The sequence below is a fragment of the Kitasatospora sp. NPDC088264 genome (assembly GCF_040685715.1).
Classification (GTDB): Bacteria; Actinomycetota; Actinomycetes; order Streptomycetales; family Streptomycetaceae; genus Kitasatospora.
In genome coordinates, this window is the sequence record NZ_JBFBIR010000006.1 from 59,692 (window position 1) to 85,159 (window position 25,468).

The 25,468-nt window shown below is 73.2% G+C and carries 22 protein-coding genes; 12 read left to right on the top strand and 10 right to left on the bottom strand.

What is annotated here, in order from left to right; all coding sequences use genetic code 11:
- Positions 1-112: 112 nt before the first annotated feature.
- Complete coding sequence (locus AB0O82_RS07355; RefSeq protein WP_363581083.1) at positions 113-1,426, bottom strand: UDP-glucose/GDP-mannose dehydrogenase family protein; 1,314 nt, start codon at positions 1,424-1,426, stop codon at positions 113-115.
- A 334-nt stretch (positions 1,427-1,760) separates the two neighbouring features.
- Here AB0O82_RS07355 and AB0O82_RS07360 point away from each other — a divergent pair, with 334 nt between their 5' ends.
- Positions 1,761-3,152, top strand: a complete 1,392-nt coding sequence (locus AB0O82_RS07360; protein WP_363581085.1) for a sporulation protein — start codon at positions 1,761-1,763, stop codon at positions 3,150-3,152.
- Between the two features lie 22 nt (positions 3,153-3,174).
- Here AB0O82_RS07360 and AB0O82_RS07365 read toward each other — a convergent pair whose 3' ends face one another.
- Positions 3,175-3,768: a helix-turn-helix domain-containing protein gene (locus AB0O82_RS07365; RefSeq protein WP_363581087.1), complete on the bottom strand. Its 594-nt coding sequence runs from the start codon at positions 3,766-3,768 to the stop codon at positions 3,175-3,177.
- A 125-nt stretch (positions 3,769-3,893) separates the two neighbouring features.
- Here AB0O82_RS07365 and AB0O82_RS07370 point away from each other — a divergent pair, with 125 nt between their 5' ends.
- Together AB0O82_RS07370 and AB0O82_RS07375 are read left to right on the top strand one after the other, a co-directional pair.
- Positions 3,894-5,021 (top strand): NAD(P)/FAD-dependent oxidoreductase, encoded by a 1,128-nt coding sequence (locus tag AB0O82_RS07370; protein WP_363581089.1) that lies wholly within the window; start codon positions 3,894-3,896, stop codon positions 5,019-5,021.
- Between the two features lie 902 nt (positions 5,022-5,923).
- Complete coding sequence (locus AB0O82_RS07375; RefSeq protein ID WP_363581091.1) at positions 5,924-6,760, top strand: hypothetical protein; 837 nt, start codon at positions 5,924-5,926, stop codon at positions 6,758-6,760.
- 225 nt (positions 6,761-6,985) lie between these two features.
- Here AB0O82_RS07375 and AB0O82_RS07380 read toward each other — a convergent pair whose 3' ends face one another.
- Entirely contained in the window at positions 6,986-7,678 is a 693-nt protein-coding gene (locus AB0O82_RS07380; RefSeq protein ID WP_363581093.1) for a hypothetical protein, read from the bottom strand.
- A gap of 35 nt (positions 7,679-7,713) precedes the next feature.
- On the bottom strand, positions 7,714-8,388 hold the full coding sequence (locus AB0O82_RS07385; RefSeq protein WP_363581095.1) for a hypothetical protein: 675 nt from the start codon (positions 8,386-8,388) through the stop codon (positions 7,714-7,716).
- 418 nt (positions 8,389-8,806) lie between these two features.
- Between AB0O82_RS07385 and AB0O82_RS07390 the strand changes: the two genes are divergently transcribed.
- The 7 genes from AB0O82_RS07390 to AB0O82_RS07420 are packed head-to-tail and all read left to right on the top strand — an operon-like array spanning position 8,807 to position 17,090.
- A complete protein-coding gene (locus AB0O82_RS07390; RefSeq protein WP_363581097.1) occupies positions 8,807-9,631 on the top strand; it encodes an alpha/beta fold hydrolase in 825 nt (274 codons plus the stop codon).
- A 53-nt stretch (positions 9,632-9,684) separates the two neighbouring features.
- A complete protein-coding gene (locus tag AB0O82_RS07395) occupies positions 9,685-10,650 on the top strand; it encodes a 3-oxoacyl-[acyl-carrier-protein] synthase III C-terminal domain-containing protein (protein WP_363581099.1) in 966 nt (321 codons plus the stop codon).
- Complete coding sequence (locus tag AB0O82_RS07400) at positions 10,647-12,347, top strand: AMP-binding protein (RefSeq protein ID WP_363581101.1); 1,701 nt, start codon at positions 10,647-10,649, stop codon at positions 12,345-12,347. The genes AB0O82_RS07395 and AB0O82_RS07400 overlap by 4 nt, the downstream gene beginning before the upstream one ends.
- Positions 12,344-13,339, top strand: a complete 996-nt coding sequence (locus AB0O82_RS07405; RefSeq protein WP_363581103.1) for an NAD-dependent epimerase/dehydratase family protein — start codon at positions 12,344-12,346, stop codon at positions 13,337-13,339. The genes AB0O82_RS07400 and AB0O82_RS07405 overlap by 4 nt, the downstream gene beginning before the upstream one ends.
- Positions 13,340-13,373: 34 nt before the next feature.
- Entirely contained in the window at positions 13,374-13,646 is a 273-nt protein-coding gene (locus AB0O82_RS07410) for a phosphopantetheine-binding protein (protein ID WP_350876141.1), read from the top strand.
- Positions 13,643-14,866 (top strand): beta-ketoacyl-[acyl-carrier-protein] synthase family protein, encoded by a 1,224-nt coding sequence (locus AB0O82_RS07415; protein WP_363581105.1) that lies wholly within the window; start codon positions 13,643-13,645, stop codon positions 14,864-14,866. The genes AB0O82_RS07410 and AB0O82_RS07415 overlap by 4 nt, the downstream gene beginning before the upstream one ends.
- Positions 14,838-17,090, top strand: a complete 2,253-nt coding sequence (locus AB0O82_RS07420) for an MMPL family transporter (protein WP_363581107.1) — start codon at positions 14,838-14,840, stop codon at positions 17,088-17,090. Before AB0O82_RS07415 ends, AB0O82_RS07420 begins: the two co-directional genes overlap by 29 nt.
- A gap of 124 nt (positions 17,091-17,214) precedes the next feature.
- On the opposite strand, the gene AB0O82_RS07425 is transcribed toward AB0O82_RS07420, so the two are convergent.
- The 3 genes from AB0O82_RS07425 to AB0O82_RS07435 all read right to left on the bottom strand — a co-directional run bounded on the left by AB0O82_RS07425 (position 17,215) and on the right by AB0O82_RS07435 (position 18,717).
- Complete coding sequence (locus tag AB0O82_RS07425) at positions 17,215-17,349, bottom strand: hypothetical protein (RefSeq protein WP_363581109.1); 135 nt, start codon at positions 17,347-17,349, stop codon at positions 17,215-17,217.
- Positions 17,349-17,774, bottom strand: coding sequence for a hypothetical protein (locus tag AB0O82_RS07430; RefSeq protein ID WP_363581111.1), 426 nt, complete (start codon positions 17,772-17,774; stop codon positions 17,349-17,351). Before AB0O82_RS07430 ends, AB0O82_RS07425 begins: the two co-directional genes overlap by 1 nt.
- A 382-nt stretch (positions 17,775-18,156) precedes the next feature.
- A complete protein-coding gene (locus AB0O82_RS07435; RefSeq protein ID WP_363581113.1) occupies positions 18,157-18,717 on the bottom strand; it encodes a hypothetical protein in 561 nt (186 codons plus the stop codon).
- Positions 18,718-19,011: 294 nt separating this feature from the next.
- Here AB0O82_RS07435 and AB0O82_RS07440 point away from each other — a divergent pair, with 294 nt between their 5' ends.
- On the top strand, positions 19,012-19,929 hold the full coding sequence (locus tag AB0O82_RS07440) for a hypothetical protein (RefSeq protein WP_363581115.1): 918 nt from the start codon (positions 19,012-19,014) through the stop codon (positions 19,927-19,929).
- A gap of 206 nt (positions 19,930-20,135) precedes the next feature.
- On the opposite strand, the gene AB0O82_RS07445 is transcribed toward AB0O82_RS07440, so the two are convergent.
- Both AB0O82_RS07445 and AB0O82_RS07450 read right to left on the bottom strand, forming a co-directional pair.
- Positions 20,136-20,873 carry a hypothetical protein gene (locus AB0O82_RS07445; RefSeq protein WP_363581117.1) on the bottom strand — a complete coding sequence of 246 codons (738 nt, stop codon included), beginning with the start codon at positions 20,871-20,873 and terminating at the stop codon, positions 20,136-20,138.
- 51 nt (positions 20,874-20,924) lie between these two features.
- On the bottom strand, positions 20,925-22,235 hold the full coding sequence (locus AB0O82_RS07450) for an MFS transporter (RefSeq protein ID WP_363581119.1): 1,311 nt from the start codon (positions 22,233-22,235) through the stop codon (positions 20,925-20,927).
- A gap of 698 nt (positions 22,236-22,933) precedes the next feature.
- On the opposite strand from AB0O82_RS07450, the gene AB0O82_RS07455 reads away from it, so the two are divergent.
- Positions 22,934-23,923: a hypothetical protein gene (locus AB0O82_RS07455; protein WP_363581121.1), complete on the top strand. Its 990-nt coding sequence runs from the start codon at positions 22,934-22,936 to the stop codon at positions 23,921-23,923.
- 38 nt (positions 23,924-23,961) lie between these two features.
- Here the strand turns inward: AB0O82_RS07455 and AB0O82_RS07460 are convergent, their stop codons facing one another.
- The gene (locus AB0O82_RS07460) at positions 23,962-25,314 is read right to left on the bottom strand and encodes a hypothetical protein (RefSeq protein WP_363581123.1); all 1,353 of its coding nucleotides are present in this window, start codon (positions 25,312-25,314) and stop codon (positions 23,962-23,964) included.
- Positions 25,315-25,468: the final 154 nt, after the last annotated feature.

Here is a 25,468-nt window from a genome sequence, read left to right on the forward strand (position 1 = left end):
GTGATGGCCATGGGGTGGGGCGGTGCTTGCGGCCGTGCTCAAAAGGCAGGTTCGCGAGAGTCGGACGGGATACACGTGGCTGCCGGGGCTCCGTGCGGGTCGTCCGAGCTGCTCAGGGGCGGCCGAGGGCGCGGAAGGTCCAGCCGGCCGCGCGCCAGCGAGTGGCGTCGAGGGTGCCGCGGGCGTCGATGACCCGGGGGACGGCGACGTGTCGGGCGAGGTCGGCCGGGTCGGCGTCGGAGTACTGGGGCCAGTCGGTCAGGTGCAGCAGCAGTTCGGCGCCGGTGACGGCCTGGGTGGGGTCGTCGGCGTAGTCGAGCCGGGGGTAGGCCCTGCGGGCGTTGTCCATGGCGGCGGGGTCGTGGACGGTGACCTCGGCGCCGGCCCGCTGGAGGGCGTCGGCGACGGCCAGGGCCGGGGAGTCGCGGATGTCGTCGGTGTGGGCCTTGAACGCGGCGCCCCAGACCGCGATCCGCTGGCCGGTCACGGCGTTGCCGAGGACTTCGCGGGCGAGTTCGACGGTGTGCTCGCGCCGGCGCCGGTTGATCGCCGCGACCTGGCGGAGCAGGCCGGTGTCGGCGCCGAGCTCTTCGGCGCGGTAGGCGAACCCGGCCAGGTCCTTGGGCAGGCAGCCGCCGCCGAACCCGAGGCCGGGCCGCATGCCCTCGGCGCCGATCCGGTGGTCGTAGCCCAGGGCGAGGACGATCTGCCGGACGTCGGCGCCGGCCAGCTCGCAGAGCTCGGCCATCGCGTTGATGAAGGAGATCTTGGTGGCGAGGAAGGCGTTCGCGGCGCCCTTGATCAGCTCGGCCGTCGCGATGCCGGTGACGATCAGCGGGGAGCCGGCGGCCAGGATGTCGGCGTAGACCTGCCGGAAGGCGGCCTCGCTGCCGGTGTCACCGTCCTCGACGCCGAGCACGATCCGGTTCGGCTCCAGGGTGTCCAGGAGGGCGAACGACTCGCGCAGGAACTCCGGCGACCAGGCCAGGCCGACGCTCACCCCGGCGCGGAGGTGCTCGTCCAGGGTCTGCCGCAGCTCTGCGACCGTGCCGACCGGGACGGTCGATTTGCCGATGATGACCGCGCCGTCGCCGAGCCCGGGGGCCAGGCGCCGGACGGCGGTGTGGAGGTGGGTGAGGTCGTAGGCGCCGCTGCCGTCCCGCTGCGGGGTGCCGACGCCCAGGAAGTGGACGTCGGCGAAGTCGGCGGCCTCCGCGTAGGAGGCGGTGAAGCGGAGCCGTCCGGTGGCGGTGTGCTCGGCGAGCAGGTCGTCCAGGCCGCGCTCGACGAACGGGGCCTGGCCCTTGTTCAGCGCGTCGACCTTGTCGGTGTCGGTGTCCATGCCGAGGACCTGGTGGCCGAGCTCGGCCATCGCGGCGGCGTGGGTCGCGCCGAGGTAGCCGCAGCCGATCACGGTGAGTTTCACGAACGTGTCCTTCCGAAGGGGCGGGCGGCGTCCGCGCCGGCCGGTCCTGCGATTCCGCGCATCCGGTTGTCACCCCTGAGCGTGAATCGGTGGTGGCCCCGACGGGAGGAGGTTTCCGCAGGTCCCGGCGGAGGCCCGGAGCACCAGGCAACCGCCTGGCAGCCGGTGCGGGGAGGGCTCGCAGGGGGGCTCACACATCGTGCATCCGATTCACCATGAGCGACGGATGCCCTACCTTCGGTGATCCGGCCTCGGGTGCCGGACACGCGACTTCTCGTGGCGGGCCGCGTACGACTTCCCCGTGCCCGTGCGGGGACCGACTGAGGGGGACGTTGTGGCGTCGACCACCCGCCGGACCAAGCCGCCGAACGACGCACTGGCCCGGATGATCGACAAGTGCGAGGGCGCCAGCCACAAATCGCTGGCCCACCGGGTGAACCAGCTCGCCCACGAAGCCGGGCTGACCACGACCTACACGCACACGTCCGTTGTGAACTGGACGGCGCGCGGCATGGTGCCGGACTGGCCCGTGCCGAAGCTGCTGGCCCGGGCGATCGGCGAGCGGCTCGGCCGGCCCGTGGAACTCGGCGAGATCGGTATGGCCGATGCCGGGACACCGGACGCCGCGATGGGGTGGGATTTCCCGAGGGACCCCGCCGAGGCCGTGCGCACGGCCACTTCGTTCTGGAGCAGCGTGAACCGCCGAGACTTCCTCACCGGTGCGGGCTTCGCCGTCTCCGCGTTCACCACCCCGGTCACCCGCTGGCTGGTCACCCCCGCCGACGACACCGCCGCCCACCGCGGCCGCGGCCGGGTCGGCGCCGCCGACCTCGCCGAACTGCGGGACGCCGCAGACGACGCCCGGCGCTGGGACTCCAGATACGGCGGCGGGAACTGGAAGGCCGACTCCGTCACCGCCTGCCTCCGGGAACGCGCGGTCCCGCTCCTGAACGGCTCCTTCGGCGACGAGGTCGGCCGCCAACTGTTCTCCGCGACGGCCGAGTTGTCCCGCCTGGCGGGCTGGACCGCGTTCGACGTCGGCCAACACGAGGTCGCTCAACGGCACTTCATCCAGGCCCTCCGCCTGGCCCGGGCCGGCGGCGACGTCCAGCTCGGCTGCTATGTCCTGACCACGATGGCCATGCAGACCCTGCTGAGGGGATTCGCCGGCGAGGCCATCGACATGACCCAGGGCGCCTTCGAGCGGGCCAAGGGCCGGGCAGCCCCCAGGGTGCTCGCGTTCACCAAGCTCATCGAGGCCCGGGCCCACGCCCGGGACGACGACGCCCGGGCCGCCTCCGCCGCGCTCGCCGCCTCCGAGAGCCTGCTCGACCAGGCCCGCGACGGCGCCGAGGAGCCGGCGTGGATCGACTTCTACCACCACGCGCGGCTCTCGGCCGACGCCGCCGAGATCTTCCGCGACCTGAAGCACCCCGAGGCCGCCCTCGCGTGGAACGCGCAGGCCGCCGCCATGCCGCCCGGGGTGTTCACCCGCTCGGTCGGGATGCGGTTGGCCATCGTCGGAACCGCCCACCTCCAGAGCAAGGACCTGGACCAGGGCCTCGCGCTCGGCCACCAGGCCGTCGACATCCTCGCCCGTGTCCAGTCCAGCCGGGCTAAGGACTACGTCCGCGAGTTCAACACCGCGCTCACCCCTTGGCGTCGCGAGCCGCGGGTCGTCGAGTTCCTCCGGCGGACCGGCAGGGAACCCGGCGTCGCGGCATAGGGCGAGAGGCCGCGCGGCCGGGTCAGGTGCCCGGGCGGGAGGCTGCCCAGCCGTGTTCGAGCAGGGCGAAGGCCTCGTCGGCGGCTCGGCGCGGTTCGGCGTGCCGCAGGATGAGGCTGCGGCTCTCAAGGGCGAAACGGGCGAGGGCGGCGCAGCTGACGTCGTCCTCGGGGGCGTTGACGGCCTCGGCGATGGCTCGTGCCAGGGCGGTTTCGTGGCGCGTCCACATGCGGTGGGCGTAGTCGCGCAGCGCGGGGGTCTCCTGCACCATGCGCGTGAAGTCGGCGAACCGCGGGTCCGCGGTGTGGACGGCGAACTGGGTCTGCGTCAGCAGGAGGTGCTCGCGCAGCGCCTGCGGGATCGACGTGCCGGGGGTGCGTTCGCGTACGGCGGCGACGAGTGCTGCTTCGATGTCGTCCTCCTGGTCGAAGACCAGGGCTTCCTTGCCGGAGAAGTGCTTGAACAGGGTGGTCACCGAGACGTCGGCGGCCTCGGCGACGTCCTTGACGCCGACCTGGTCGTAGCCGTGTTCGAGGAAGAGGTCGAGTGCGGCGTCGGCCAGGGACTGGCGGGTCTGGGCCTTCTTGCGCTCGCGGCGCCCGGTCGGTTCGGTCACGTGCCCACCATACCGACATAGTGCATCCGCTGCAAAAGTTTAGTCGTTGCGCTTATTTAGCGAGTGTGCTTTCTTGGTGGTGCCGGGCCTCCCAACGGCCCACCCACCTCCCGAGGGGCACTCCCATGAACTCTGCCCGCAATCCCCGTGATCCCCGCCGTCCCCGCATCGCGATCGTCGGCGCCGGCCTCGGCGGCCTCACCTGCGCCCGGGTCCTGCAGCAGCACGGTCGCTCCGTCACCGTCTTCGAACGCGAGGCATCCGCCGGCGCCCGCCCGCAGGGCGGCACCCTCGACCTGCACGCCGACACCGGCCAGGCCGCCCTGCGCGCGGCGGGGCTCCTCGACCGGTTCCACGCCCTCGCCCGCCCCGAAGGAGACGCGTGGCGCGTGCTCGACTTCGCCACCGCCGCGCTCCTGGCGCAGCAGGGGCCTTCCGCCGACGGCGGCCGGCCGGAGATCGACCGGGGCCAACTGCGCGGCCTGCTTCTGGACTCGATCGCCGAGGGCACGGTGCGATGGGACCGCGCCGTCAGCGGGGTCACCCCGCTGGCGGACGGCACCTGCCGGCTGTGCTTCGGCGACGGTACCGCCGAGGACTTCGACCTGGTGGTCGGTGCCGACGGCGCCTGGTCGCGCGTCCGCCCGGCCCTGTCGCCCGCCGTACCCGGCTACACCGGTGTCACCTTCGTCGAGACCGGATTCGACCACTGCGACACCCGTCACCCCGACCTCGCGCGGCTGGTCGGCAGCGGATCGATGCTGGCGAAGGGCGTCGGCAGGTCCCTGGTCGCCCAGCGCAACAGCAACGGCCACATCCGCGCCTACATCGCGCTGCGCGTGCCGGAGGACTGGCACACGGCCGCCGGTATCGACCTCGGCGACCAGCGGGCCGTGCGGACGCACCTGCTGAGGGCGTTCGACGGCTGGGACGAGAGCCTGCGCCACGTCCTGCGCGACAGCGACAGCGGGCTCGTCAACCGGCCCCTGTTCGTCCTGCCCGCCTCGCACACCTGGCAGCACGTCCCCGGCGTCACGCTGCTCGGCGATGCCGCGCACCTGATGCCCCCGGTCGGACTGGGTGCCAATCTCGCCATGCTCGACGGTTCCGACCTCGCTCACGCCCTCGCCACCGAACCCAGCGTCGACGACGCCGTCCGCGCCTACGAGAGCATCATGCTGCCGCGCTCGATCGAGGCCGCGACGGGCAGCGCGCAGGGACTCGACCACCTCGTTCCCGCGACGGCCCCCTGAACCGACTCCACTCGGGCTCTGACTGTCTCAGCTCAGGCACCGGCTGTTCGGGCGCTCACGGCTGGAGTCGTCCGGGGCGGGTCGAGCGACTGTCGGCTTCCACGGGCTGTCCGAGCCCTTTGGTCGCTGCGTATTCACGCAGGTCAGGGCGGCGGCAGGGACTGAAGCGACTGAGACTGGGGATTGGGTGCACGTTGCCACTCGGGGTGGGTGCCCGTCCCGGTGCGGTCGGGCGGCCGGCGACTCTGCCGTGGAGTGGTCGCGGGCGGTGAGGATGACGTGGTAGCCCTGTTCGGCGAGCTCGCGGGCGACGGCGAAGCCGAGTCCGGCCGGGCGGCTGGTCCCGGTGACGGGTGTGGTCCTGATGGCCATGGCGGGTGTTTCCCTTTCAGGTGGCTTGACCCGTTCCTGGCTTGAGCTTGGACCGCGACGTCGGAGCTGTCACCGGGCACCTGTATGTTGATCACCCGCCGACCCTGTCGGTGTCCCGTCCCAGGGTGTCGACGCGCGGATCCGGCCTGGGGTGGTGATCGCTTCGCGGAAATCCGGTCGCTGTCGTCGGGGGATCAGGTGATCCTTTGGCGTCGAGGCTGAACAGCCGCTCATCATCTCAAGCGCTTGAAGGATTTTGCATGACCGTTCCTGCCCCGCCCGACAGCCCGCAGTCCGCCGAGGGGCCGGCCGACACCAACGCATGGGCGGCACCGAGCCCGGGTCAGGGTGAGGGCGAGGCTCCGGGTCAGGGCGAGGCCACGGTGCCTGCCCCGACCGCTACCCCTGCCCCTGCCGCGCCCCCCACCGCGCCCCCCACCGCGCCCCCCACCGCGCCCCCCACCGCGCCCCCCGCCGCGCTCGCTGTCGCGGCTCCGAACGTCCCGTACTGGCCGCCGTACGCGTATCCGATGCCGGCGCCGCAGCCTCGCAACGGGCTGGGCACCGCGGCCATGGTGCTCGGGATCGTCGGTGGCGTCCTCAGCCTGGCCGTCATCTTCTTCTGGCTGTCCTGGCTGCCGGCCCTGCTCGCCGTGGTCTTCGGTGCCATCGGGCTGGGCTACGTCCGCAAGGGCCTGGCGACCAACCGGGCGATGGCGCTCGCGGGTGTGATCCTGGGCATTTCCGGTCTGCTGGTCTCGGTCGGCGCCGGGGTGTTCGTCGTGACGCGGGTGCAGGCGGCCGACGAGGAGCGGCGGGCGGATGAGAACGCCGCGCGCGCTCGCGCCGATGCCGAGACTCAGGCCGCCAACGAGCGGGCGGCGAAGGAGCGGGAGCGGATCGGGGCCGAGCGGAAGAGGTTCGAGGCCGAGCAGGAGAAGGCGGCCGCGGACGAGAGGGCCCGGCGTCTGTCGTTCGGCCAGTCCTACACGTACGGGGACGGCCTGAAGGTCACGATGGCCGCGCCGACGCCGTACGTTCCGAGTGACAGCGTGTCGGACACCCCCAAGAACGCCAAGATCATCCAGGTGAGGATCACCGTCGTCAACACCGGGTCGGAGGAGGTCTCGCTCAACGGGTCGGGGCTGCCCACCATCAGGGACGCCAAGGGCAACCTCGTCTTCACGCTGATCGACGGAAGCGGACGGATGAAGATCCTCAAGGGCTCGCTGGCCCCGGGCGAGGAGGCCGCCGGTCTGACGGCGTACGCCCTGCCGGGCAGCGCGGCCGACCGGTTCTCCGTCCAGTTCGACTACGGTCTCGGGCGGCTGCGCAAGGACGTCATCTGGTCCGGCTCTCCGAGCTGACCCGGGGCCGCTCCCCCCGAAGCCTGTTGCGCAGGAGGCATGACCTGCCACCACCCTGCCGTCGCCGTCACCTGGCTCGTTTCACCCCGTCCACCAACGGCGTCGAGAGCGTCGGGCCGGGCGTCCGGCGGTGATCGGCGACTGCTTCGGGCGGAACTCCTGATCCGGATGATCCGAGACCGGGGCGCGGCACGTGCCACGCCCCGGCCGGGTGTCGAGGGAGCCTCAGAGTTTGAAGCGCATGATCATGCGACTTCCCGGGAGGCTGGAGATGGTCCCGCTGCTGCAGTCCGTGATGTCGGCCCCCGGGAAGAGGGTGCCGGTGACGGTGGCGCCGGGCAGGACGGAGCTGTCGAGGGACACCGTGCCGTTGAGGCTGTTGGAGATCTCGTTCTTCGAGGGGTCGCCCTCGACGTCCTGCATGCCCGCGGCGTTGATGGTGGAGGTGCCGGCCGGGTTGCCGTTCGCGTCGGCCCAGTCGACGACGATGGTGCCGGTGAGCTGGCCGAGCTGCTTGCAGGAGAGGGTCGCCGACCCGGTGAGGGTGATCGTTCCGGCGGACACGTTGGGGCCGCCGTTCTTCGTCAGGCACCTCGTGGTGGTGCCGTTGTTCATGGACAGGTCGACCGCGGCGGGGGTGTCCGTGATCGGCATGGTGCTGTTGACCGTACCCTCTGCGGCGCACAGGACCCGGACCAGGGGGTTGGCCCGGGTTTCGGCGGTCCCGTTGGCTCCGTCGGTCACGACCGGCGTGTCGGCGGCGGCCGAGGCGGGGGCGGGCTGCTGGAGGAGCACGGCCGAGGTGGCGGCCACGGCGGCCAGGGCGAGCGGGACGGCGGCCAGGCGCCACCGGTGGGGCCTGGACGGCGCTGCTTCACGCGTCGGCACGGGGTCGGAGTCCCAGGAGTGCAAGGGCATGGTGTTCCTGTTCTGTGAAGTCGGGCGGCTGAGGGTCAGAGGAGTTCGGAGAACTGGGCGTCGTGCTTCGCGGTGAGGCTGCTCAGGCCGTTGGAGCAGTGGCTGATGTCGCTGGTGGGCTCGAAGGTCGCGAGGACGCCGGCGAGCGGCAGGACCTTGCTGCCGAGGGACACCGTGCCGTCGCTCGAGTTGAGGATGTCCCCGCGCGCGGGGTCGCCTTCGACGTCCTGTGCGCCGTTGGTGGTCACGGTGGAGGTTCCGACGACGCTGCCGGTCTGGTTCAGTCCGCTGTACCAGGTGATGGTCTCGGTGCCGCTGAACGTACTGGGGGAGGAACACGAGAGCGTGCCGGTGCCGGCGAAGGTCAACGTCGCCGACAGTACGTCCGTGGGCCCGCCGTTCTCGGCGAAACACTCGTCGAACGTGCCGACCCAGGAGAGGGACACGGTCCCGGCGGTGTTCGTGATCGGCGCGCTGCTGGTGCCGACGGCCTGCCCGGAGCAGGTGAGCTTGGTCAGGAGAGTGTCGCGGTGGCCGGTGGACTCGCTGGCGGCGGCCCGGGTGGGGGCGGCCTGCTGGAAGAGCAGGCCGGCACCGGCGGCCGTGGCGACCAGGGCGAGCGGAACGGTGGCGAGACGCCACCGCCGGACCGAGAGATTTCTGGTGTGCGGCCCCGACGGCGTGCCCGGGGCGGTGGGCTGAGCGCCCATAGTTGCTCTCCTTCTGTTTATGTATACGAACTGCTGCTGTCAGAATCACCGCCAGTGGGGCGCTGTGCGATCCGGGCGGAGCCGGATTCGTCTTTGTGGTGCGACATTGACCCGACTGCCGCAGTGCGCCCTCGGGCTCCTATGAAGCTTCCTTTTTGCTACTGAAGATCGTGAACGACCTTTACTGTCCGGCAGTCGAGGGATAGCGGCGTGTGCCTGCCGGGTCTTCCGCCGGTGTCGGGCTACGTTCTGCGGCAGACCTTTTCAGAGTCGGCCCGCCGGGTCGCCCGACGGATGAGGGGAGACATCAATGCCGCCCAGTCCACCTCTTCCGCCCGGCGGCCCCCGGATTCCGGCCGTGGATCGGCTGCCCGGTTTTCCGGGTGCGGAGCACTGGCGGCGCGAGGCGGAATCCGGATTGCACTACGTCGACCACGGATCCGGCGACGTCGTGCTCATGCTGCACGGAAACCCGACGTGGGGATATCTGTGGCGGCGTCTTATCACCGCGCTGGCCGAGGACTTCCGTTGCATCGTGCCGGACCAGTTGGGCATGGGGCTCTCTCAGCGCAGGACCGGTGCCGGTCCGATTCCGCTCGCAGAGCGGCTGGAGCACCTCGACGCGCTGGCGGCCCACCTGATCGAGCAGGGCCGGGCGCCGTCGGCGGGCTGGACCCTGGCGGTACACGACTGGGGAGGGCCGATCGGCCTGGCGTGGGCGAGGCGGCATCCCGGGTTGGTCACGAAGCTGGTCGTGCTGAACAGCGTGGGTTTCCGCTGGCCCGAGGGCTACCGGCTGCCGCGCTCGCTGGCCCTGCTGCGCGACGTCCGACCGCTCGGCGAGGCGGCGCACCTGCTGAACGTCTTCCCCCGGGCGGCGCTGCGCGCCGGAGTGGTCCGGCCGCTGCCCGCCGAGGTCCGCTCCGCCTACCTGCGGCCGTACCGCGGCGCGTGGCAGCGCCGCGCGGTGCGGGACTTCCTGCGGCAGATCCCGCGCAGCGGCGCGGATCCCGCCTGGTCCCTGGTCGATCCCGGTGACGACAGCGCCGACCTCGCCGGGCTGCCGGTGTTCATCGGCTGGGGCCTGCGGGATCCGGTGTTCACACCGCTCGTCCTGCGGGAGTGGCGGCGCAGACTCCCGCACGCCGAGGTGCACGCCTTCGCCGACGCGGGCCACTTCGTCCTGGAGGACGCCGGCGATTCCCTGATCAGGCCGCTTCGGCGCTTCCTGTCCACGCGATGACGAACCATCACGGAAAGGTGCCCATGCCCTCGCCCCACAGCAGGATCGGTCTCGTGCGGGTCCATGTCCCCGAGGCCCGCCAGAGTTCCCGCGAGATCGAGGAGGAGCTGCGCCGGCAGAGCCCCGGGGCCGCGCTGCCGGCGGGACTGCTGGAGCACATGTTCGGGCTGCGCGAGCGGTGCGTGGCGGCGCCGGAGGAAATGCCCTCGGACCTGGCGGCCCGGGCGGGCGCCGCCGTCCTGCGCGACGCCGGCCTCCCGCCCGAGGCGATCGACCTGCTCGTCTACACCGGGATCAGCAAGGACCTCGACGAGCCGGCGACCGCGAACGTGGTGGCCGCCAAGCTCGGTGTCACGGCACCGGTCTTCGATCTGATGAACGCCTGCAACGGCGTGCTCAGCGCCTTGGAGAGCGTGGATGCGCTGATCAGGCTCGGCTCCTACCGGCGGGTGCTGGTGGTCACCGGGGAGGTGCCCAGCCGGATGACCCGCTGGCGCATTCCGGACCGCGGTCGGCTCGCATCGGCGCTGGCCAGTCTCACGCTGGGCGACATGGGGGCGGCCGTGCTGGTGGAGGCGAGCGAACGGCCCGGCATCCTCGGCAGCCGCTTCTTCGCCAATCCGGCCGCGTGGCCGAGCGCGGTACTGCGCAGCCCGTACGCCACCGGCCGGATGCACGAGTTGGAGGTCGACGACGCCGCGTTGACGGCCTCCTTCGCGGAGCTGCGGGGACAGGCCTTCAAGGCCGCGGGCGAACTGATCGATTCCGTGGCCGACTGTGCGCTGTTCTGCGTCCACCAGCCCTCGGCGGCCATGACCCGCGACCTCTGCTCATCCGCCGGCATCCCCGCCGAGGCCGTGATCCCCACCTTCCCCGACTACGGCAACGTCGCCACCGCCACCATCCCGCTGCAGCTGGTCCTCGCGCAGGAGCGGGGCCGGCTGCACGAGGGCGATCTGGTGGGGATCCTCGGCCTGGCCAGCGGCACCAGCCTCGGCGTCATGGCCCTGCGGTGGTGAGCGCGGTCCCCGGGGCGACCGAGGAACGGGACGCCTGGCCGGAGACGCTCGCCGCCCACCTGGCCGGCTGGGCCGGCCTGCAGCCGGACCGCACCGCGCTCGTCTGGCCCGCTCCGCGCGGCCGGTGGCACACCGTCGACTTCGCGACGCTGGAGGCCGCCTGCCGGGCGCGCATCCGCGAACTGCGCGAGGCGGGCGTCGGCGCCGGGCAGAAGGCCGTGGTGATGGCCCGCGACCCGTACGACCTGGTGACCACCGTGTACGGGCTGCTCGCCCTCGGTGCGGTGCCGGTGCTGATCGACCCGGCGCTGCCCCGTCCGGCGCTGCGGGCCTGTCTGGACGAGACGCGGCCCGAGGTGTTCATCGGCGACCCGCTCGCCCAGCTGGCCCGGCTGCTGCTCGGCTGGGCCCGCCCGCACGTCACCGTCTCACTGCTCACGGGCCGCGCGTGGCGCGCGTGGTGCGCGCGTCGGCCGGAGCTGGAGACGGAGCTGGAGACGGAGCGGCCGGAACCGTCATGGCCGAGCCCGCCGCCCGCCGCCTCGCTCGCGCTGATCGCCTTCACCTCCGGCTCCACCGGAGTGCCCAAGGGCGTGGAGTACGAGCACCGGCAGCTGGCCGCCCAGGTCCGCTCCCTCACCGGGCTGCTGGGGCTGGGCCCGGGCGAGGTGCTGCTCGCCGGGTTCCTGCCCTTCGCCCTGTTCGGGCCCGCCACCGGCGCCACCACCGTCGTCCCGGCCATCGACCACCTCAGACCGGCCCGCACCCGGGGCGCCGACCTGGCGCGCGCCGTCACCGAACACTTCACCTCGGTGGTGTGTGCCTCCCCGGCGGTGCTGCGGGCCCTGGCCGGGGAGTGCGAGCACGGCCGGCTGTCGCTCGCCCCGGTGCGGCTGGCCTGTTCCTTCGGCGCCCCGCCGTCCGAACGGCTGGTGCGTGCGCTGCGCCGGGCGCTGCCGGAGGAGGCGACGCTGCTCAGCGCGTACGGCGCCACCGAATGCCTGCCGGTCAGCGTGATCGACAGCGCCGAACTGGCCGCCGCGCACGCGGAACCGCTGCACGCCCACCGCGGGGTCTGCCTGGGCCGCCCGGTGCCCGGCATCGCGGCCCACGTCCTGGTGCCGGTCGGCCCCGTGTCGTACAACCGGACAGTGCCGCAAGGGAGTTACGGGGAGATCACGGTCGGCGGCCCGCAGGTCAGCCGGGCCTACCATGCCCGCCCGGGAGCGAACGCGGCCGCCAAGGTCGGCACCGGGGAGGACGTACTGCACCGCACCGGCGATCTCGGCTGGCTCGACGAGAGCGGCCGGCTGTGGTTCCTCGGGCGCTCCGCGCACCGGGTGCACGGAGCCGGGTTCGCGCTCGACACCGCCGTGGTCGAGCGGATCGCCGACGCGGTGCCCGGCATCGGCCGCACCGCGCTGATCGGCCTCGGGCCCGCAGGCCGTCAACGGCCGGTGCTGTGCGTGGAGTTGGCGCCATCGGGGGCCAACTCGGCGACGGCCGTCCTCCAGGGGCTTCGGCACGCCCTGTCGGCGGTGCCGGGCGGCCACCGGGTTTCCACCGTCCTGCTCCACCACCGGCTGCCCACCGACCCGAGGCACAACTCGCGCGTCGACCGCGACCGCCTCGCCCGCTGGGCCCGCCGCCGGCTGCGCCGACGACGCCCGGGCGGCGTGCGGGGAGGCGGGCGATGAGGATCCTGGTCACCGGGGGCAGCGGCTTCCTCGGCCTGGAGCTGTGCCGCCGCCTCGCCGGGCGCGGCGACGTGGCGGTCTCGCTGAACCGCCGCTGGAGTCCGGAGCTGGAGCGCCTCGGGGTCCGTCAGCACCTGGGCGACATCGCCGACCCGGATACGGTCCGGCGAGCCCTCGACGGGTGCGAGGCGGTGATCCACAACGCGGCCCTGGCCGGCGTCCGGGGCCCCGAGCGGCCGTACCGCGCGGTCAACGTCGACGGCACCCGGCACGTGCTGACCGCCTGCCGCGCCCTCGGCATCCGCCAACTGGTCTATACCTCCACCGCGAGCGTGGCCTTCACCCCCGAGGGCGTCACGGGAGCGGACGAGTCCCTGCCCGGGCCCCGGAGCCACTCGGCCGCCTACCCCCGCACCAAGGCCGAGGCGGAGGCGGCCGTCCTCGCCGCCAACGGCCCGGACCTGGCGACCACGGTGCTGCGGCCCCACCTGATCTGGGGGCCCGGCGACCCGCACTTCCTGCCCGCCCTGCTGCGGGCGACCGAAACCGGGCGACTGCTGATGCCGGGCCGCGGCACCAACCTCGTCGACACCTGCCACCTCGCCACCGCGGCCCACGCCCACCTGCTCGCGCTGGACCGGCTGCGACCGGGCCACCCGGCGGCAGGGCGGGCCTACTTCATCGCCCAGGGCGAACCGCGGCCGCTGCGCGAGGTGGTGGCCAGGCTCCTCACCGCGGCCGGACGCCGCGCGAGCTGGCGCCCAGTGCCCTACCCCGTCGCCCTGGCCGCCGCCGTACTGGCCGACGCCACCACGACGGTGCTCCGCCGCCACACCGACCACGGCCTCAGCCGGTTCCTGCTTCACCAGCTCACCCGGCCGCACTGGTTCGACCTCACGGCGGCCCGGCGCGACCTCGGCTTCGAGCCGCCCACCACCTTCGACCAGGCCATGGCCGAGCTGACCCGTCACCACCGCACCACCGGCGGCTGAGCCCGCCCCCCTCACACTCCGGAAAGGAACCACGATGGACACGACGCTCTCCGTGGACGACGTCTGCGACACCGCCCAGACCCTGCTCGTCGAGCGGTTCGGCGTATCCGCCGACGTCATCAGCCCCGACGCCACGTTCGAGGAGATGGACGTCGACTCGCTCGCGCTGGCCGAGTTCGCCTTCGTGCTCCAGGACGAGTTCGGCATCCTGATCAGCCAGGAGGACGCCGACCGGCAGAGCACGCTCATCGACGTCGCCCGGATCGTCCAGGCCCGACTCGGCGACGCGACCGAACCCGTCGCGTGAACCGCCCCGAGATCGCCGTCACCGGCCTGGGGCTCGTCACCCCGGCCGGGATCGGCGCCGAGGAGACCTGGCAGCGGGTCTGCGCCGGCACACCCACCGCGTCACCGGACCCGGACCTCGACGCCGCCCCGGTGACGTTCTCCTGCCGCATCCCCGCCATGGACCTGGACACGGCGGTCGGGCGCAAGAAGGCCTGGCGGATCGGACGGTTCAGCAAGCTCGCGCTGCTCGCGGCCCGGGAGGCCGTCCAGAACGCGGGACTGGACACCGGCGGGTGGGACGGCGCCCGGGTCGCCGTCGTGCTCGGGGTGGGCTTCGGCGGCGCGCCGCACTGGGAGGACCAGCTGCGCCGACTCCATCAGCGCGGGCCGGCCCACGTCTCGCCGACGGTGATCCCGATGGTCATCGGAAACATGGCCGTGGGCGAGGTGGCCCAGGAGTTCGGCGCGCGTGGTCCCACGCTCGCCTGCGCCACCGCCTGCGCTTCCGGTGCCACGGCGCTGGCCATCGCCCACGACCTGCTGGTCGCCGGGTCCTGCGACATCGTCCTGGCCGGTGGCGCCGAAGCCGCCCTCAGCCCGCTGGTGGCGACCGGGTTCCACCGGATGGGCACCCTGTCGGCGCGCGGGCACGACGTGCCGGGCGCCTCCCGGCCGTTCGCCGCCGACCGGGACGGCTTCGTCCTGGCCGAGGGCGCCGCCGTGCTCGTCCTGGAGCGCGCCGCGGACGCGAAGGCGCGCGGTGCCCGGGCGCGCGCCGTGCTCGCCGGACACGGCGCCAGCAACGACGCCCACCACCCGACCGCGCCGCCCCAAGGCGCCGCCGGTGCGGAACAGGCGCTGCGTACGGCGCTGCGCAGCGCGGGCCTGGGCGCCGGCGACATCGGCCACGTCAACGCCCACGGCACCTCCACCCCGCTCAACGACGCCGCCGAGGCCGGCCTGATCGCCCGCACCCTGCCGCACCGGCCCAGCGTCACCGCCCCCAAGGGCGTGCTCGGCCACAGCCTCGGCGCGGCCGGTGCGATCGAGGCGGCGCTCACCGTGCTGACCATCGAACGCGCACTGGTGCCGCCGGTCGCCAACCTCACCCCCGACATCGCCGAGTTCGACATCGACTGCGTCACCGGGACGGCGCGCCGGCAGCGCATCGACGCGGCGCTCAGCCACTCCTTCGGCTTCGGAGGCCACAATGTCGTCCTCGCCCTGCGCCGGGACTGACCCCCGGGCGGGCACGGTCCGAACCACCCCGGCGCCGCCCGGCGGCAGCGGGGCCAGGCTCGGCGCACTCGTCGCCCGCCACCGCTGGGCGGTGCTGTGGACCACCGCCCTGCTACTGGCCGTCGCCGCGGTCGTCGGGGCCGGGCTGCCCGCGCGACTGTCCCACGGCGGCTTCACCAACCCCGGGGCCGAGTCCGGCCGGGCGCTCGAAGCCATCGAACACCACTACAACGCGGGCGGGACCAGCACGATCGTGGTCTTCCGCAGCGAAACCCTCACCGTGGACGACCTGGAGTTCGGCGAAGCCGTGCGGTCCGCGCTCGCCACCGTGCCCAGGACCGTGCTGGCGGGTGCCCAGCACTACTGGAACACCGGCAAGCGGGAACTCGTCTCCACCGACGGGCACGCGGCCTGCGTGGTCGTCGGACTGGCCGGAACCGGCGACCACGCCAAGGCCGCCTCCTACGAGCGGATGCGCGGTCTACTGCACGCCGATGGGTTCACCGTCACCTACGCCGGGCAGGTCCCGCTCGAGGCCGACCTGGACCGCACCGTCGACGACGACCTCACCCGGGCCGAACTCTACGTCTTCCCCCTGCTGTTCCTGCTGCTCCTGCTCTTCTTCGGCAGCCTCGCCGCGGCCCTGCTGCCGCTGGCCGTGGCCGGCGCGAGCCTCACCATGGCCTTCGGGGTGCTGCGGCTCCTCGCCCCGCTGGTGCCGGTCAGCTACGTCACCCGCAACGTCGTCGTCATGATCGCTCTCGGGCTGTCCGTCGACTACGCCCTGTTCGTCGTCGTCCGCTTCCGGCGTGAGCTGCGCCACCGGGGCGACCGGCACCGGGCGGTCGCCGCCACCATGGCCACCGCCGGGCACACCGTGCTCTACTCCGCGACGGCCATCTCGCTCGCCGTCCTGGGCCTGACCCTGCTTCCGTTCCCCATCACCCGCTCCCTCGGCATCGGCGCCGCCGTCACCGTCGCGCTGGCCGGCGCCGTCAGCCTCACCATGCTGCCCGCAGTGCTGGCCGTGCTCGGCCCTCGGGTCGACGCCGGGCGCATCCGGCTGCCGGGCCTCGGACGGGCCGGTCTCGGACGGGCCTGGGCGGCGGACCAGGAGACGGGGTTCTGGTACCGGCTGGGCCGGAGCGCCGTCACCCACCCGTGGGCCTGGCTCACCGCCGCCGTCGCGGTGATCGCCGTGCTGAGCGCGCCGGTCGTCGGGCTCCACCTCGCGGCGAGCGACCAGCGGACCCTGCCCGCCGGGGCGGCCAGCCGCAGGGCCCAGGAGCTGCTGCACGAGGACTTCCCGGCGGCCGCGCTCGACCAACTCCAGGTCGTCGCCCACCTGCGGGACGACATCGGCGGCGAGCCGGGCAAGGCCGAACTGGCCCGCTGGCAGGAGCGGCTCGCCGGACTGCCGGACGCCCAGGACGTCCGGCTGCGGGTCAGCACCGCGCACAGCGCGCTGCTGACCGTGGCCACCGACGAGGCTCCGGACGCTCCCGCCGCCGAGCAACTGGTGCGCGCCGTGCGGGCGCTCGACCCGCCCGACGGCGGCCTGGTCCTGGTCGGCGGACCGGCCGCCGCCAACGTCGACGTCCTGGACGCCCTGGGGGCCAGGCTCCCGGCGCTGGTCGGGTACCTGCTGGTGGTCACGCTCGGCCTGCTCTTCCTGGCCTTCCGATCGCTGCTGGTCCCGGTCAAGGCCGTCATCACCACGACGATGTCCCTCGGCATCGCCTACTCCGCCGTCACCTGGACCGTCCAGGAGGGCCACGGCGCCCGGCTGCTCGGCCTTCGACCCACCGGATACGTCGGCGCGCTGGAGGCCGCCATCATGCTGATGTTCGTCTTCGCGCTCTCCGTCGACTACGAACTCTTCCTGATCGCGCAGATCCGCGAGCTCCACCGCGGCGGCATGGACAACGCGAGCGCCGTGGTGACCGGCCTCGGGCGCACCGGAGGGCTGATCTCGGCCGCGGCGGCCCTGATCGTGCTGGTCGCCGCGGCCTTCGCGACCAGCCCCGTCGTCACCGTGAAGGAGATCGCCCTCGGTGTCCTGGTGGCCGTGGCCGTCGATGCCACCGTGGTGCGTATGCTGCTGGTCCCCGCCACCATGCGCCTGCTCGGCGAACTCAACTGGTGGACACCGCGCTTGCGGCGGCCGGCGGCGCCGAGCGGGCCCCGTCCGGCGCCGTTGCCGGGCCTGGAAGCGGTGGAGTGAGCGTACGAGTGGGTTCCGGGCGGGCCTGGCGCTCGGAGGCGTGCGGAGCGGGCTCGGAGCACTGGTGTCCTGCGCCGGAGATCCGGCGCAGGACACCAGGAGCAGTACCGGTGATCCGACCGGGCTACACGGGGGTGTTGATGACGGAGACCATGCCGAAGTGGTGGTGGGCGATGGAGAGGTCGCCCTGGGTGTCGCCGCCGGTGGGGGTGATCATGGCGGAGGAGACGGCGTACTTCCTCGGGCCGCCGCTCTGCATCAGGTAGGGGATGCCGATGGTGGCGGGGCTCTGCGGTCCGAGGGCGCCGAGCCCCGGGGGACGGAGAGCCGGTAGGAGAGCCGGTAGACGGAGGGGGCGGCGGGTCGTTGTTCTCGTAGAGCGTGGTGAGGCCGGGTGGGCGGCCGGTGGTGGGGATCTGGGTGTAGAAGGGGATGGAGAAGGTGAAGTTCGCGGGGCTCTCGGGAGGTGCCGTCGCTGACGGACGGCAGCGTCGCGACGTTGGCGTAGAACGGGGTGATGACCTTCAGTGACACCGGTCCGGTGGCCGCGGTGCCGCTGAAGTTGCCGATCGTGACCTGCACGGTGGCCGTCCCGCCGCCCATGTAGGTGCCCGCGTCCGCCGAGCAGTACAGGTTCACGCTGTTGAGCGCGTCCGGCCGACGGGCGGCACCTGCGGGGGCCACGGACCGGTCCTCGGCTGCGGCTGCTGCTGGCGCGGCTGCGCCCAAGCCCACCACGGCCGCACCCAGTCCTGCTGCCCTGAGGAGGCTTCGGCGTGCCACCGGTGTTGCCCCCGGCCCGCCGGACTCGTCCTCTTCGCGGATTCCATCGACCATGTCTGCGCCTCCATCGGCACGTAGCGGTGAAGCGGGCTTCCAGCCCAGTGGTTCGTACTCTGACATGTGGTCATGTCGCAGGGCGGTCAACGCGCTTGACGGCATCCGGTCCGCCACCGTGCCGGAGTCGACGCGGCAACGGTGCACGCCTTCCGAGCAGTGGCCACAGGAATGGCGCGCCCCCGGGCGTCGGACGTTGCCCGGGGGCGCGGGAGCGCGTGCCGTGCGCTCAGAGCGAGGCGAGGCTGAAGTCCACCTCGTGTTTCCCGGTCAGGGCGGTCACCCCGGTGTCGCAGGAGCCGGTGATGCCGGACAGGTCGAAGCTGCCCTGGTAGCTGTTGAGGGGCAGGAGGGTGCTGGTCACGTCCGTGATGCCGGTCTCGTCGTTGGTCACCTCGCTGCCACCCGAGTTGCCCTTCTCCCCGCCCTGGAAGGAGACGGTGGTGCGGCCGAGGTCCCTGTTGTCGACGTCGTACCAGGTGAAGGTCGCCGTTCCGGAGAAGGGATGGTAGGACACGCAGGAGAACGTCCCGGTGCCGACCGAGGAGATCGTGCCGTGGTCGACGTTCGAGTTGGTTCCGGCGGCGCTGTAACAGTCGTCGAGACTGCCTTCGACCGTGTACGAGTTCGATGCCGCCGCGTCGGTCACCGGGTTCTTGAACGTCAGCGTCACCGGCCCTGAGCAGGTCAGGTCCTTCAGTACCTCCGTCGCGTGCGCGGACCCGGCCGCCCCCGGGATCGCTACGGCCAGCAACCCGCCCGCGACCGCCGCCACCATCAGACGCCTCATCGTGTGCTCTTCTTCCTGTTCGTCGGTGTCGTGCCTTGGCACCAAGAATCCCCGGTACTCGATCAACCGGTACATGCGCGCTGTCGGCGCACTCCGTGTCTCATCCGGACAGGCGTACCCAGTCGACCGAGAAGCCTTGCTGCCGTTCGGCTGTTCGTCTACGTGCGCGAGCCCGGGGCGCAGTGGGGCGGGTGGGCCCGGCGGCCGTTGCCGGCGCCCCGCTGAGGGCGGGCCGGGTCACCCGATCTCCCCTCCGGCGTCGCGGGGGAACCGCGGCCGCAGCACTGTTTGAGCATGAGCTACGACCATGGGGTGACGGCCGGAGCCCGTGTGAGGCCTGCCCGCCCCCGGAGGGTGCGCGCCGCCCTCGGTTCCGGATGCCTCGCGGGGGCGCTGGTCCTGCCGGTCGGCGTCACCGCGCCCGCCCGGGACGCGACCACCCGGACCTTCACCACCGACGCCACGTTCACCGTCCCGGACGGTGTCACCGGCATCACCGTCACCCTCGTCGCGGCGGGTTCCGGGGGAGGCGGCGGGGGTGGGGGAGGTGGCACCGGCCTCTTCAAGAGCGGCGGCGGGGGCGGGGCGGGAGGCGGCGGCGGGGGAGGCGCCCGGGTCACCTGCACCCTGGCCGTCACCCCCGGCGACGTGCTGACCCTCACCGTCGGCACCGGCGGAGTCGGTGGGGCGGGAGGCGCCAGCGGTGAGGAGGCCGACCCGGGTGCCGACGGCGGTGCCGGGGGCGCCGGGGGGCGGTCCACTCTCACCGGCGGCGCAGCCGTCCTGGCAGCCGTGGACGGCGGGTCACGGCCCGGGGGCGGGGGCGCGGGCAGCGTGCTCGGAGGCGCCCGGGGCGAGGGAGGCCACGGCGGAGGGAGCGTCCCCGCCTCCGCCTGTAAGGGCGGAGGGCCCAGCGGCACAGGCGGATCCGACGGTGACCTCGGCGCCGGTGGTGAGGAAGGCGTCGACGTGACACCGGCCACCGTCGGCGAGACCGTCCCCGGCAGCACGGGCGGCGTGGGCGGCGAAGGCGGTGCAGCGGGGGCTCCTGTGCCGGCCGCCTGCCCCGTGGGCACCGGCGACGGCGGGGACGGCGGGGACGGCGGCGACGGCCAGGACTACGTCGGCAACTTCGACGACCCCCAGACCCCCGGCGAGGACGGCACCGCGGGCACCGAGGGCGGCAGCGGCTGCATCACCCTCGTCTATTAGGGCCTGTCTGGCGGATCTTGCCGGACAGGCCCTGGACCAGCGGGCCGGGCCCCGACGCCGGCTTGATCGGCGTCGGGGCCCGGCACTTCGTCAGGCCGCCGTGTCCAGGAGACTCGTCCCGCCCGGCCCGAGCCTGCCGGGCACCGCTCGCTCCGCAGCGAGGGGCGGGGTTTGCGGGAGCGCGGCGGTGGGGCGCCCGTTCGGGATCAGGCGTCCTGCGCGGGGACGAAGGGGACGGGCATGGGCCTGGCCGTGGGGGTGGCGGTGGGGGTGACCGTAGGCGTGGGGGTGGGGGTGGGCGTGGGGGTGGCGGTGGAGGTCGGGCTGGATGTGGAGGTCGGTGTCGGTGTGGGGGACTGCGTGCCGGTGGGCAGCGTGATGGTGACCGTCCCGTCCAGCGTCATCGACTTCAGGCCGGTCGGGGTGTTGCAGGCCGTGAGGTCGATGTCGGACTTGACCGGGTCGAGGACCACCGTCCAGGTGGCGCCCTTGTAGCGGCCCGCGGTGATGCCGCCGCTGAGGGGGTTGCTCGACTTGAGCAGGTCCTGGATCGGCTGCATGTCCCAGGTGAAGTCGGTGGTGCCCGGGTCCTCCGTGGTGGGCTGGCCGTTCGCGGTCTCCCAGGTGACGCGCTGCAGGGTGCCGGGCGCGTTCTGGTAGTTGCCGGCCGCGCAGGTCACGCCGTTGCCGAGGCCTGTCCCCACGTAGTCGGCCTGGGTGATGGGGGCGTCACCGGTGCAGTTGAGCAGTTTGGGGTTGCCGAGGGTGGCCGTGATGTTGTCCTGGGGGACGAGCGTGAGGCCGGAGCTGAAGGTCATCGTGAAGCTGTCCTCACAGGTGATGACCTGGGGCACTCCGGCGGCGGAGGTGTCGTACACGAGCAGTCCGCCGACCAGGGTGCCGGCTGTGAGGGCGGCGGCCGCGATACCGATGGGGTGTTTCATGGGGTCGTGCCTTTCTCGGGGTGGGGGAACCCGGTGGTGCTGCGGGCCGGATCACCCGGGGAGTCCGGGGGCCGGTGCTGGGGGACGGCTCGACGGGGTGGGGAGCCCGGAGCCCGACGGCCCGGCCACTGCGGGGGAGCCGTCGTCCTCGCCGTGGCGCGCGAGGGTGAGGAGCGCCGTACCGCTGACCACCAGGACGGCGAGGACGTAGAGCGGGGTCACGGCCGGGGACTTGAACCAGTCGGCGGCCTCGGCGGTCAGGTAGGTGGCGAGGGTGCCGCCGAGGAGTCCGCCCAGTTGGTAGCCGACGGCGGCTCCGCTGAGGCGCACGCGGCTCGGGAAGAGCTCGGAGACCAGGGCCGCCTGGGGGGCGTACATCGCGGCGAATCCCACCAGCGACAGCAGGTAGGCGAGCACCAGGACCGGGGGAGAGCCGAAGCGGAGCAGGGGCGCGAACGCGGCGGCCCAGAGCGCCATGGTGATGGTCCCGGCCAGGCAGACCCGTCGTCTCCCGTAGCGGTCGGACAGCGCGCCGAAGAACGGGATCAGGGCGATCAGCGCGAGCGGGGCGAGGAGCGAGAGCGCGATCAGGGCGTTGAGCGACAGGCCGGCGACGCGCAGCAGGGTCAGGACGTAGTTGAACGAGAAGCCGAAGAGCACGACGTCGGCTCCGGCGGTGATCGCCGTGGTGGCGAGCAGCTGCCTGCGGTGCCGGGCGATCAGTTCGACGACCGGCCGTCTGCTGCGGGCCCCGGTGAGGGTGAGCGTCCGGAAGGCGGGGGTCTCCTCGATCCGGGCCCGGGCCCACAGCCCCACCACCACCAGCACGGCGGAGAGCAGGAAGGGCAGTCGCCAGCCCCAGGTCATGAACTGTGCGGGCGTCAGCGCACCGGAGACCGCCGTCATGGCCCCGAACGCCAGCAGGTTGCCCGCCGGTGCGCCGATCTGGGCCCAGCTCGACACCAGCCCCCGGCGCCCCGGTTCGGCGCACTCGTGCGCGACGACGGTGGCGGCTCCCCACGCACCGCCCAGGCCGAGCCCCTGGAGCAGGCGCAGCGTGACCAGCAGGAGCGGGGAGGCGAAGCCGATCTGGCCGTATCCGGGCAGCAGCCCGACCAGGCCGGTGGCGGCCCCGGTCAGCAGCAGCGCGCCGACCAGGGCGGGGCGCCTGCCGTGGCGGTCGCCGAGGTGCCCGAAGAGCGCCCCGCCGACCGGCCGTGCCACCAGCGCGGCCCCGTAGAGGCCGATGCCGGTGAGGGTCGCCGCGAAGGGGGAGAGGTAGGGGAAGAACTGGTGTTTGAAGACCAGCACGGAAGCGTTGACGTAGAGGAAGAAGTCGTACCAGACGAGCGTGGTACCCATGAGGCTGACGATGACCGAGCGGCGGACATCGCGCGTCGCGAAGCGCACATCGAACTCCATTGCGTGTGACTGCCGTCACTTCTAGCAATATTCCAGCGCCGGTGGCATCGCGCCACGCAGGCCGCCGCGGGCTGGACTATTCGCGTGCGCACCGTACCTGCGCCCCGAACTCCGGAGACTCGCCCGGGCACCCGGCGCGACCGGTCGGCCCTTCGTTCAACTCGTCTCCACCGCAAGGGTGTTCGCGGCCCACTTGGTCGACTCGGCCTCTTGTCCGAATGTGGCGTTCAGGTTAATCCTGTCGCTGGTGAACCATTGTGGTGTGGGGTGGATTCCGGCCGTCCGGCCGTCCGGACAATGCGACTTCCATTCGTATACGGCGAACCAGCGGGTCGGATTCATGGAGAATCCGACTTTCACATCCGGCCCGTCGCCCGCTCCAGCCCCCGCCGCCCCCGCCGGAGCGCTGCCGGCTGCGCCCGCCGGACACCCGCCGGCGACACCTCTGTCCACGGCGCTGTCCGCAGCTCGCCGACGCGGCTCCACCGGGCACACTCGGAAGATCACCAACGGCATCCGCGACCTTCGCCGGAGCCGAACGACGTGGCCATCCACCCTGGGGAGGAGCCGGCATGAACCGGTCCCGGTTGACGGAGCAGTCCGACGTGGCATCGGGCCCTGACGGTCCGATCACCGTCTTGTCCGGCTACGTCCATCCGACGCGCGGACCGGTGACCTGCCCGGCGGCCCCGCTCGTGGCCGGGTGGCTCCACGAGCGCGGGTTCGCCGCCCGGATCGGTGCCGACGGGGTCCTGCCGGCGGGCCGGGGTGGGCGGCTGTTCGCCACGACCTACATCGACCTGGACGGGGCCGTGGTGGGGATCGCCGTGATCGCTCCGGCCCGCCAGGAGGCGGTGGCGGCGGAGGCCGTCCGCGTCTGGTCGGCCACGGTGCGGACCAGGCGGCTGATCGTCTGCGCGTCGGCGCCCGCGTGCGGGCCGACCCCGGTCGTCCCGTCCCAGCCCCTGAACCGGATTCCCCCGTCCGCAGGGGGCGCCGGGCAGGCCGAGTGCCCGCGGGCGGCCGCGACGTGGGCCGCCGTCCGGCAGTACGAGGTTCGCGGGGACACGGTCCTCGTGCTCGGCGGCGGTTTCGCCCCGGCTGACCCAGCCGCGCAGCAGACGGGGCGGGTCCGGGTGCCCGACGTGGCCGGGGCGCAGGCCCTGCGGTCCGTCGATCCCGAGCGGCTGTCCTTCGTCCAGCACCCGTGCTCACCGGTCGAGGAGGTCGCGGAGATCCTCGGGGTGCTGCGCGCGCGGTTCCCGTTCCTTCGAGGCCAGCACCCCGATCAGTGGTGCTACCGCTCCTCCGACCGGCGGCGCGCCGTCCGTGCGGTGGCGGAGTCCAGCGACCTGGTGCTGGTATCCGCCGGCAGCACCCTGGCGGCGTCGATCCGCTCCGGCGCGTTCGTGGCGTTCAACGGTCTGAACGCCCTGCGGCCGGAGGAGATCGCGGCGGCGGCGACCGTCGGTGTGATCGCCCCGCTGCGGGCTGCCGAGGGCGCTGTGGACGCGACGGATGCCGTGGTCGGGGCGATCGGCGGCCTGGGGCCGGTGAGTGTGGCCTACCACCGTACGGTCACGGAGGTCGCGACCGACGTCCTCGCGCGGACTCCGCGCCGGCCCTGACGGGGAGAAGGCTCGGCCGCTACCGCGTGCGCGAATCGTCAGGCACGCCCCAGGGCGGTGGCCCGTTGGATGAGGTGGTCCGCGGCCGGCCGCCGGCGGTGGGGGAGCAGGAGCCCGGGCATCCGCGCCCTGGCCAGGTGGGCTCGGCGGGAGGCCAGCAGCGGGTAGACGTCGAGGAACTCGTGCCAGGTGGCGCAGGCGGCTTCGATGTGTCCGGCCGCCAGCTGGCGCTCGGCCAGTCTGCTGAGGACGACGGCACGGGAGCGGGACTCGCCCCGGGGCCTGCGGGCGGCGGACACCTCCAGGAGCTTGATCGCCCCGGCGGGGTCGCCGAGTTCGACTCCGACGAGGGCCCGCTGGTGGTCCCACGAGGCGCGGTGGTAGTCGCCGATCGGCGGTGGCGGGCCCGTGGCGTTCGTGAGGAGGTCGCGGGCGTCGCCGATGTGGCGCAGCGCGGCCGTCCGATCGCCGAGGGCGGCCTCGGACAGGGCGAGCTGCCCCAGGACGGAGGCGCGCAGCCGCGGCGCCGAGGAACTGATGCGGCAGTCGGCGGCGGCCTGCGCCAGGCGCAGGCTCTGGCGCCGGTGGCCGAGTTCGTAGGCCTGGGTGGCCATGGCGCGCAGGGTCATCGCCTGGGCGGCCGTGTCGCCGGCGTGCCGGGCCAGGTCGAGGGCGAGGCGGTAGTACTGGCCGGCGAGGCCGTTGAGGTCGTCGTCGATGTGCATGAAGGCGCACAGGTAGCACAGTCGGGCGGTGGCTCCGAGGATGCCGAAGTGCCGGACGGGCGGGGCGGGTGCGGCGAGCATGGGCGCCGCCGTGGTCGCGAGGAACGCGGCGAGTGCGGTGCGGGCCTGGCCTCCGCCGTGGACGCGGTCGATCGCGGAGAAGACGGGCAGCAGCAGGGCGAGCGCGTCCGGCTGGGGCGGGGGCGCCTTCGCGCCCGCGGGTACCGACGCGCCGGTCGGGGCTTCGGTCCGGCCTCCGGTCAGGGCTTCGGCCAGGCCGGTCGGGCTTGCGGGCGGTGCGGGCGGCGGCTGGTAGGAGAGGAGGTTCCCGTGGCGATCGGGTGCGACGGCCGCCGCCGCGAGCCGCGCGAGCACCGCCGGGGAATCCGGCGCCGGGGTGTCCGGCGGCGGATCTCCGAATCCGGCGTCGGCCAGGGTGACGGGCCGTCGGAGCCGACGGCCCAGCGCCGCGCAGACCAGGTGGGGGGCGGGCTTGCGGGGAACGGCTCCGGTGAGCCACTGGTGCACCGAGGCGCGCCCGTAGGCCCGGGCCCATCCGGATTCGGCGCCGATCTGATTGACGGCCCGGGCCAGTTGCTCTCCGGTCCATCGGGCTTCTTCGAGGAGTTCGCGAAGGCGGGCGTTCGGCACACGGCGGACGGCCATGTCTCTCCCGGCGGGTCGTCGACGCCGCGCTCACGGCGGCCCGGTCCGGCCTCCGCGGTACGCGGTCGCGCTGCGCACATCCCGCCATGCTATCCGCTCGCAGCGCCGCCGGGATGCCCGAATGGGATTCTCAACTCGATGTAATTCCTGGGAA

Excerpts from the sequence above, each read along its gene's own strand:
- AB0O82_RS07460 (WP_363581123.1), bottom strand. The coding sequence starts at position 25,314 with ATGGCCGTCCGCCGTGTGCCGAACGCCCGCCTTCGCGAACTCCTCGAA.
- AB0O82_RS07375 (WP_363581091.1), top strand. The coding sequence starts at position 5,924 with ATGCCGGCGCCGCAGCCTCGCAACGGGCTGGGCACCGCGGCCATGGTG.
- AB0O82_RS07440 (WP_363581115.1), top strand. The coding sequence starts at position 19,012 with ATGAGCTACGACCATGGGGTGACGGCCGGAGCCCGTGTGAGGCCTGCC.
- AB0O82_RS07370 (WP_363581089.1), top strand. The coding sequence starts at position 3,894 with ATGAACTCTGCCCGCAATCCCCGTGATCCCCGCCGTCCCCGCATCGCG.
- AB0O82_RS07385 (WP_363581095.1), bottom strand. The coding sequence starts at position 8,388 with ATGGGCGCTCAGCCCACCGCCCCGGGCACGCCGTCGGGGCCGCACACC.
- AB0O82_RS07450 (WP_363581119.1), bottom strand. The coding sequence starts at position 22,235 with ATGGGTACCACGCTCGTCTGGTACGACTTCTTCCTCTACGTCAACGCT.
- AB0O82_RS07380 (WP_363581093.1), bottom strand. The coding sequence starts at position 7,678 with ATGCCCTTGCACTCCTGGGACTCCGACCCCGTGCCGACGCGTGAAGCA.
- AB0O82_RS07435 (WP_363581113.1), bottom strand. The coding sequence starts at position 18,717 with ATGAGGCGTCTGATGGTGGCGGCGGTCGCGGGCGGGTTGCTGGCCGTA.
- AB0O82_RS07405 (WP_363581103.1), top strand. The coding sequence starts at position 12,344 with ATGAGGATCCTGGTCACCGGGGGCAGCGGCTTCCTCGGCCTGGAGCTG.
- AB0O82_RS07420 (WP_363581107.1), top strand. The coding sequence starts at position 14,838 with ATGTCGTCCTCGCCCTGCGCCGGGACTGACCCCCGGGCGGGCACGGTC.
- AB0O82_RS07425 (WP_363581109.1), bottom strand. The coding sequence starts at position 17,349 with ATGCAGAGCGGCGGCCCGAGGAAGTACGCCGTCTCCTCCGCCATGATC.
- AB0O82_RS07445 (WP_363581117.1), bottom strand. The coding sequence starts at position 20,873 with ATGAAACACCCCATCGGTATCGCGGCCGCCGCCCTCACAGCCGGCACC.
- AB0O82_RS07410 (WP_350876141.1), top strand. The coding sequence starts at position 13,374 with ATGGACACGACGCTCTCCGTGGACGACGTCTGCGACACCGCCCAGACC.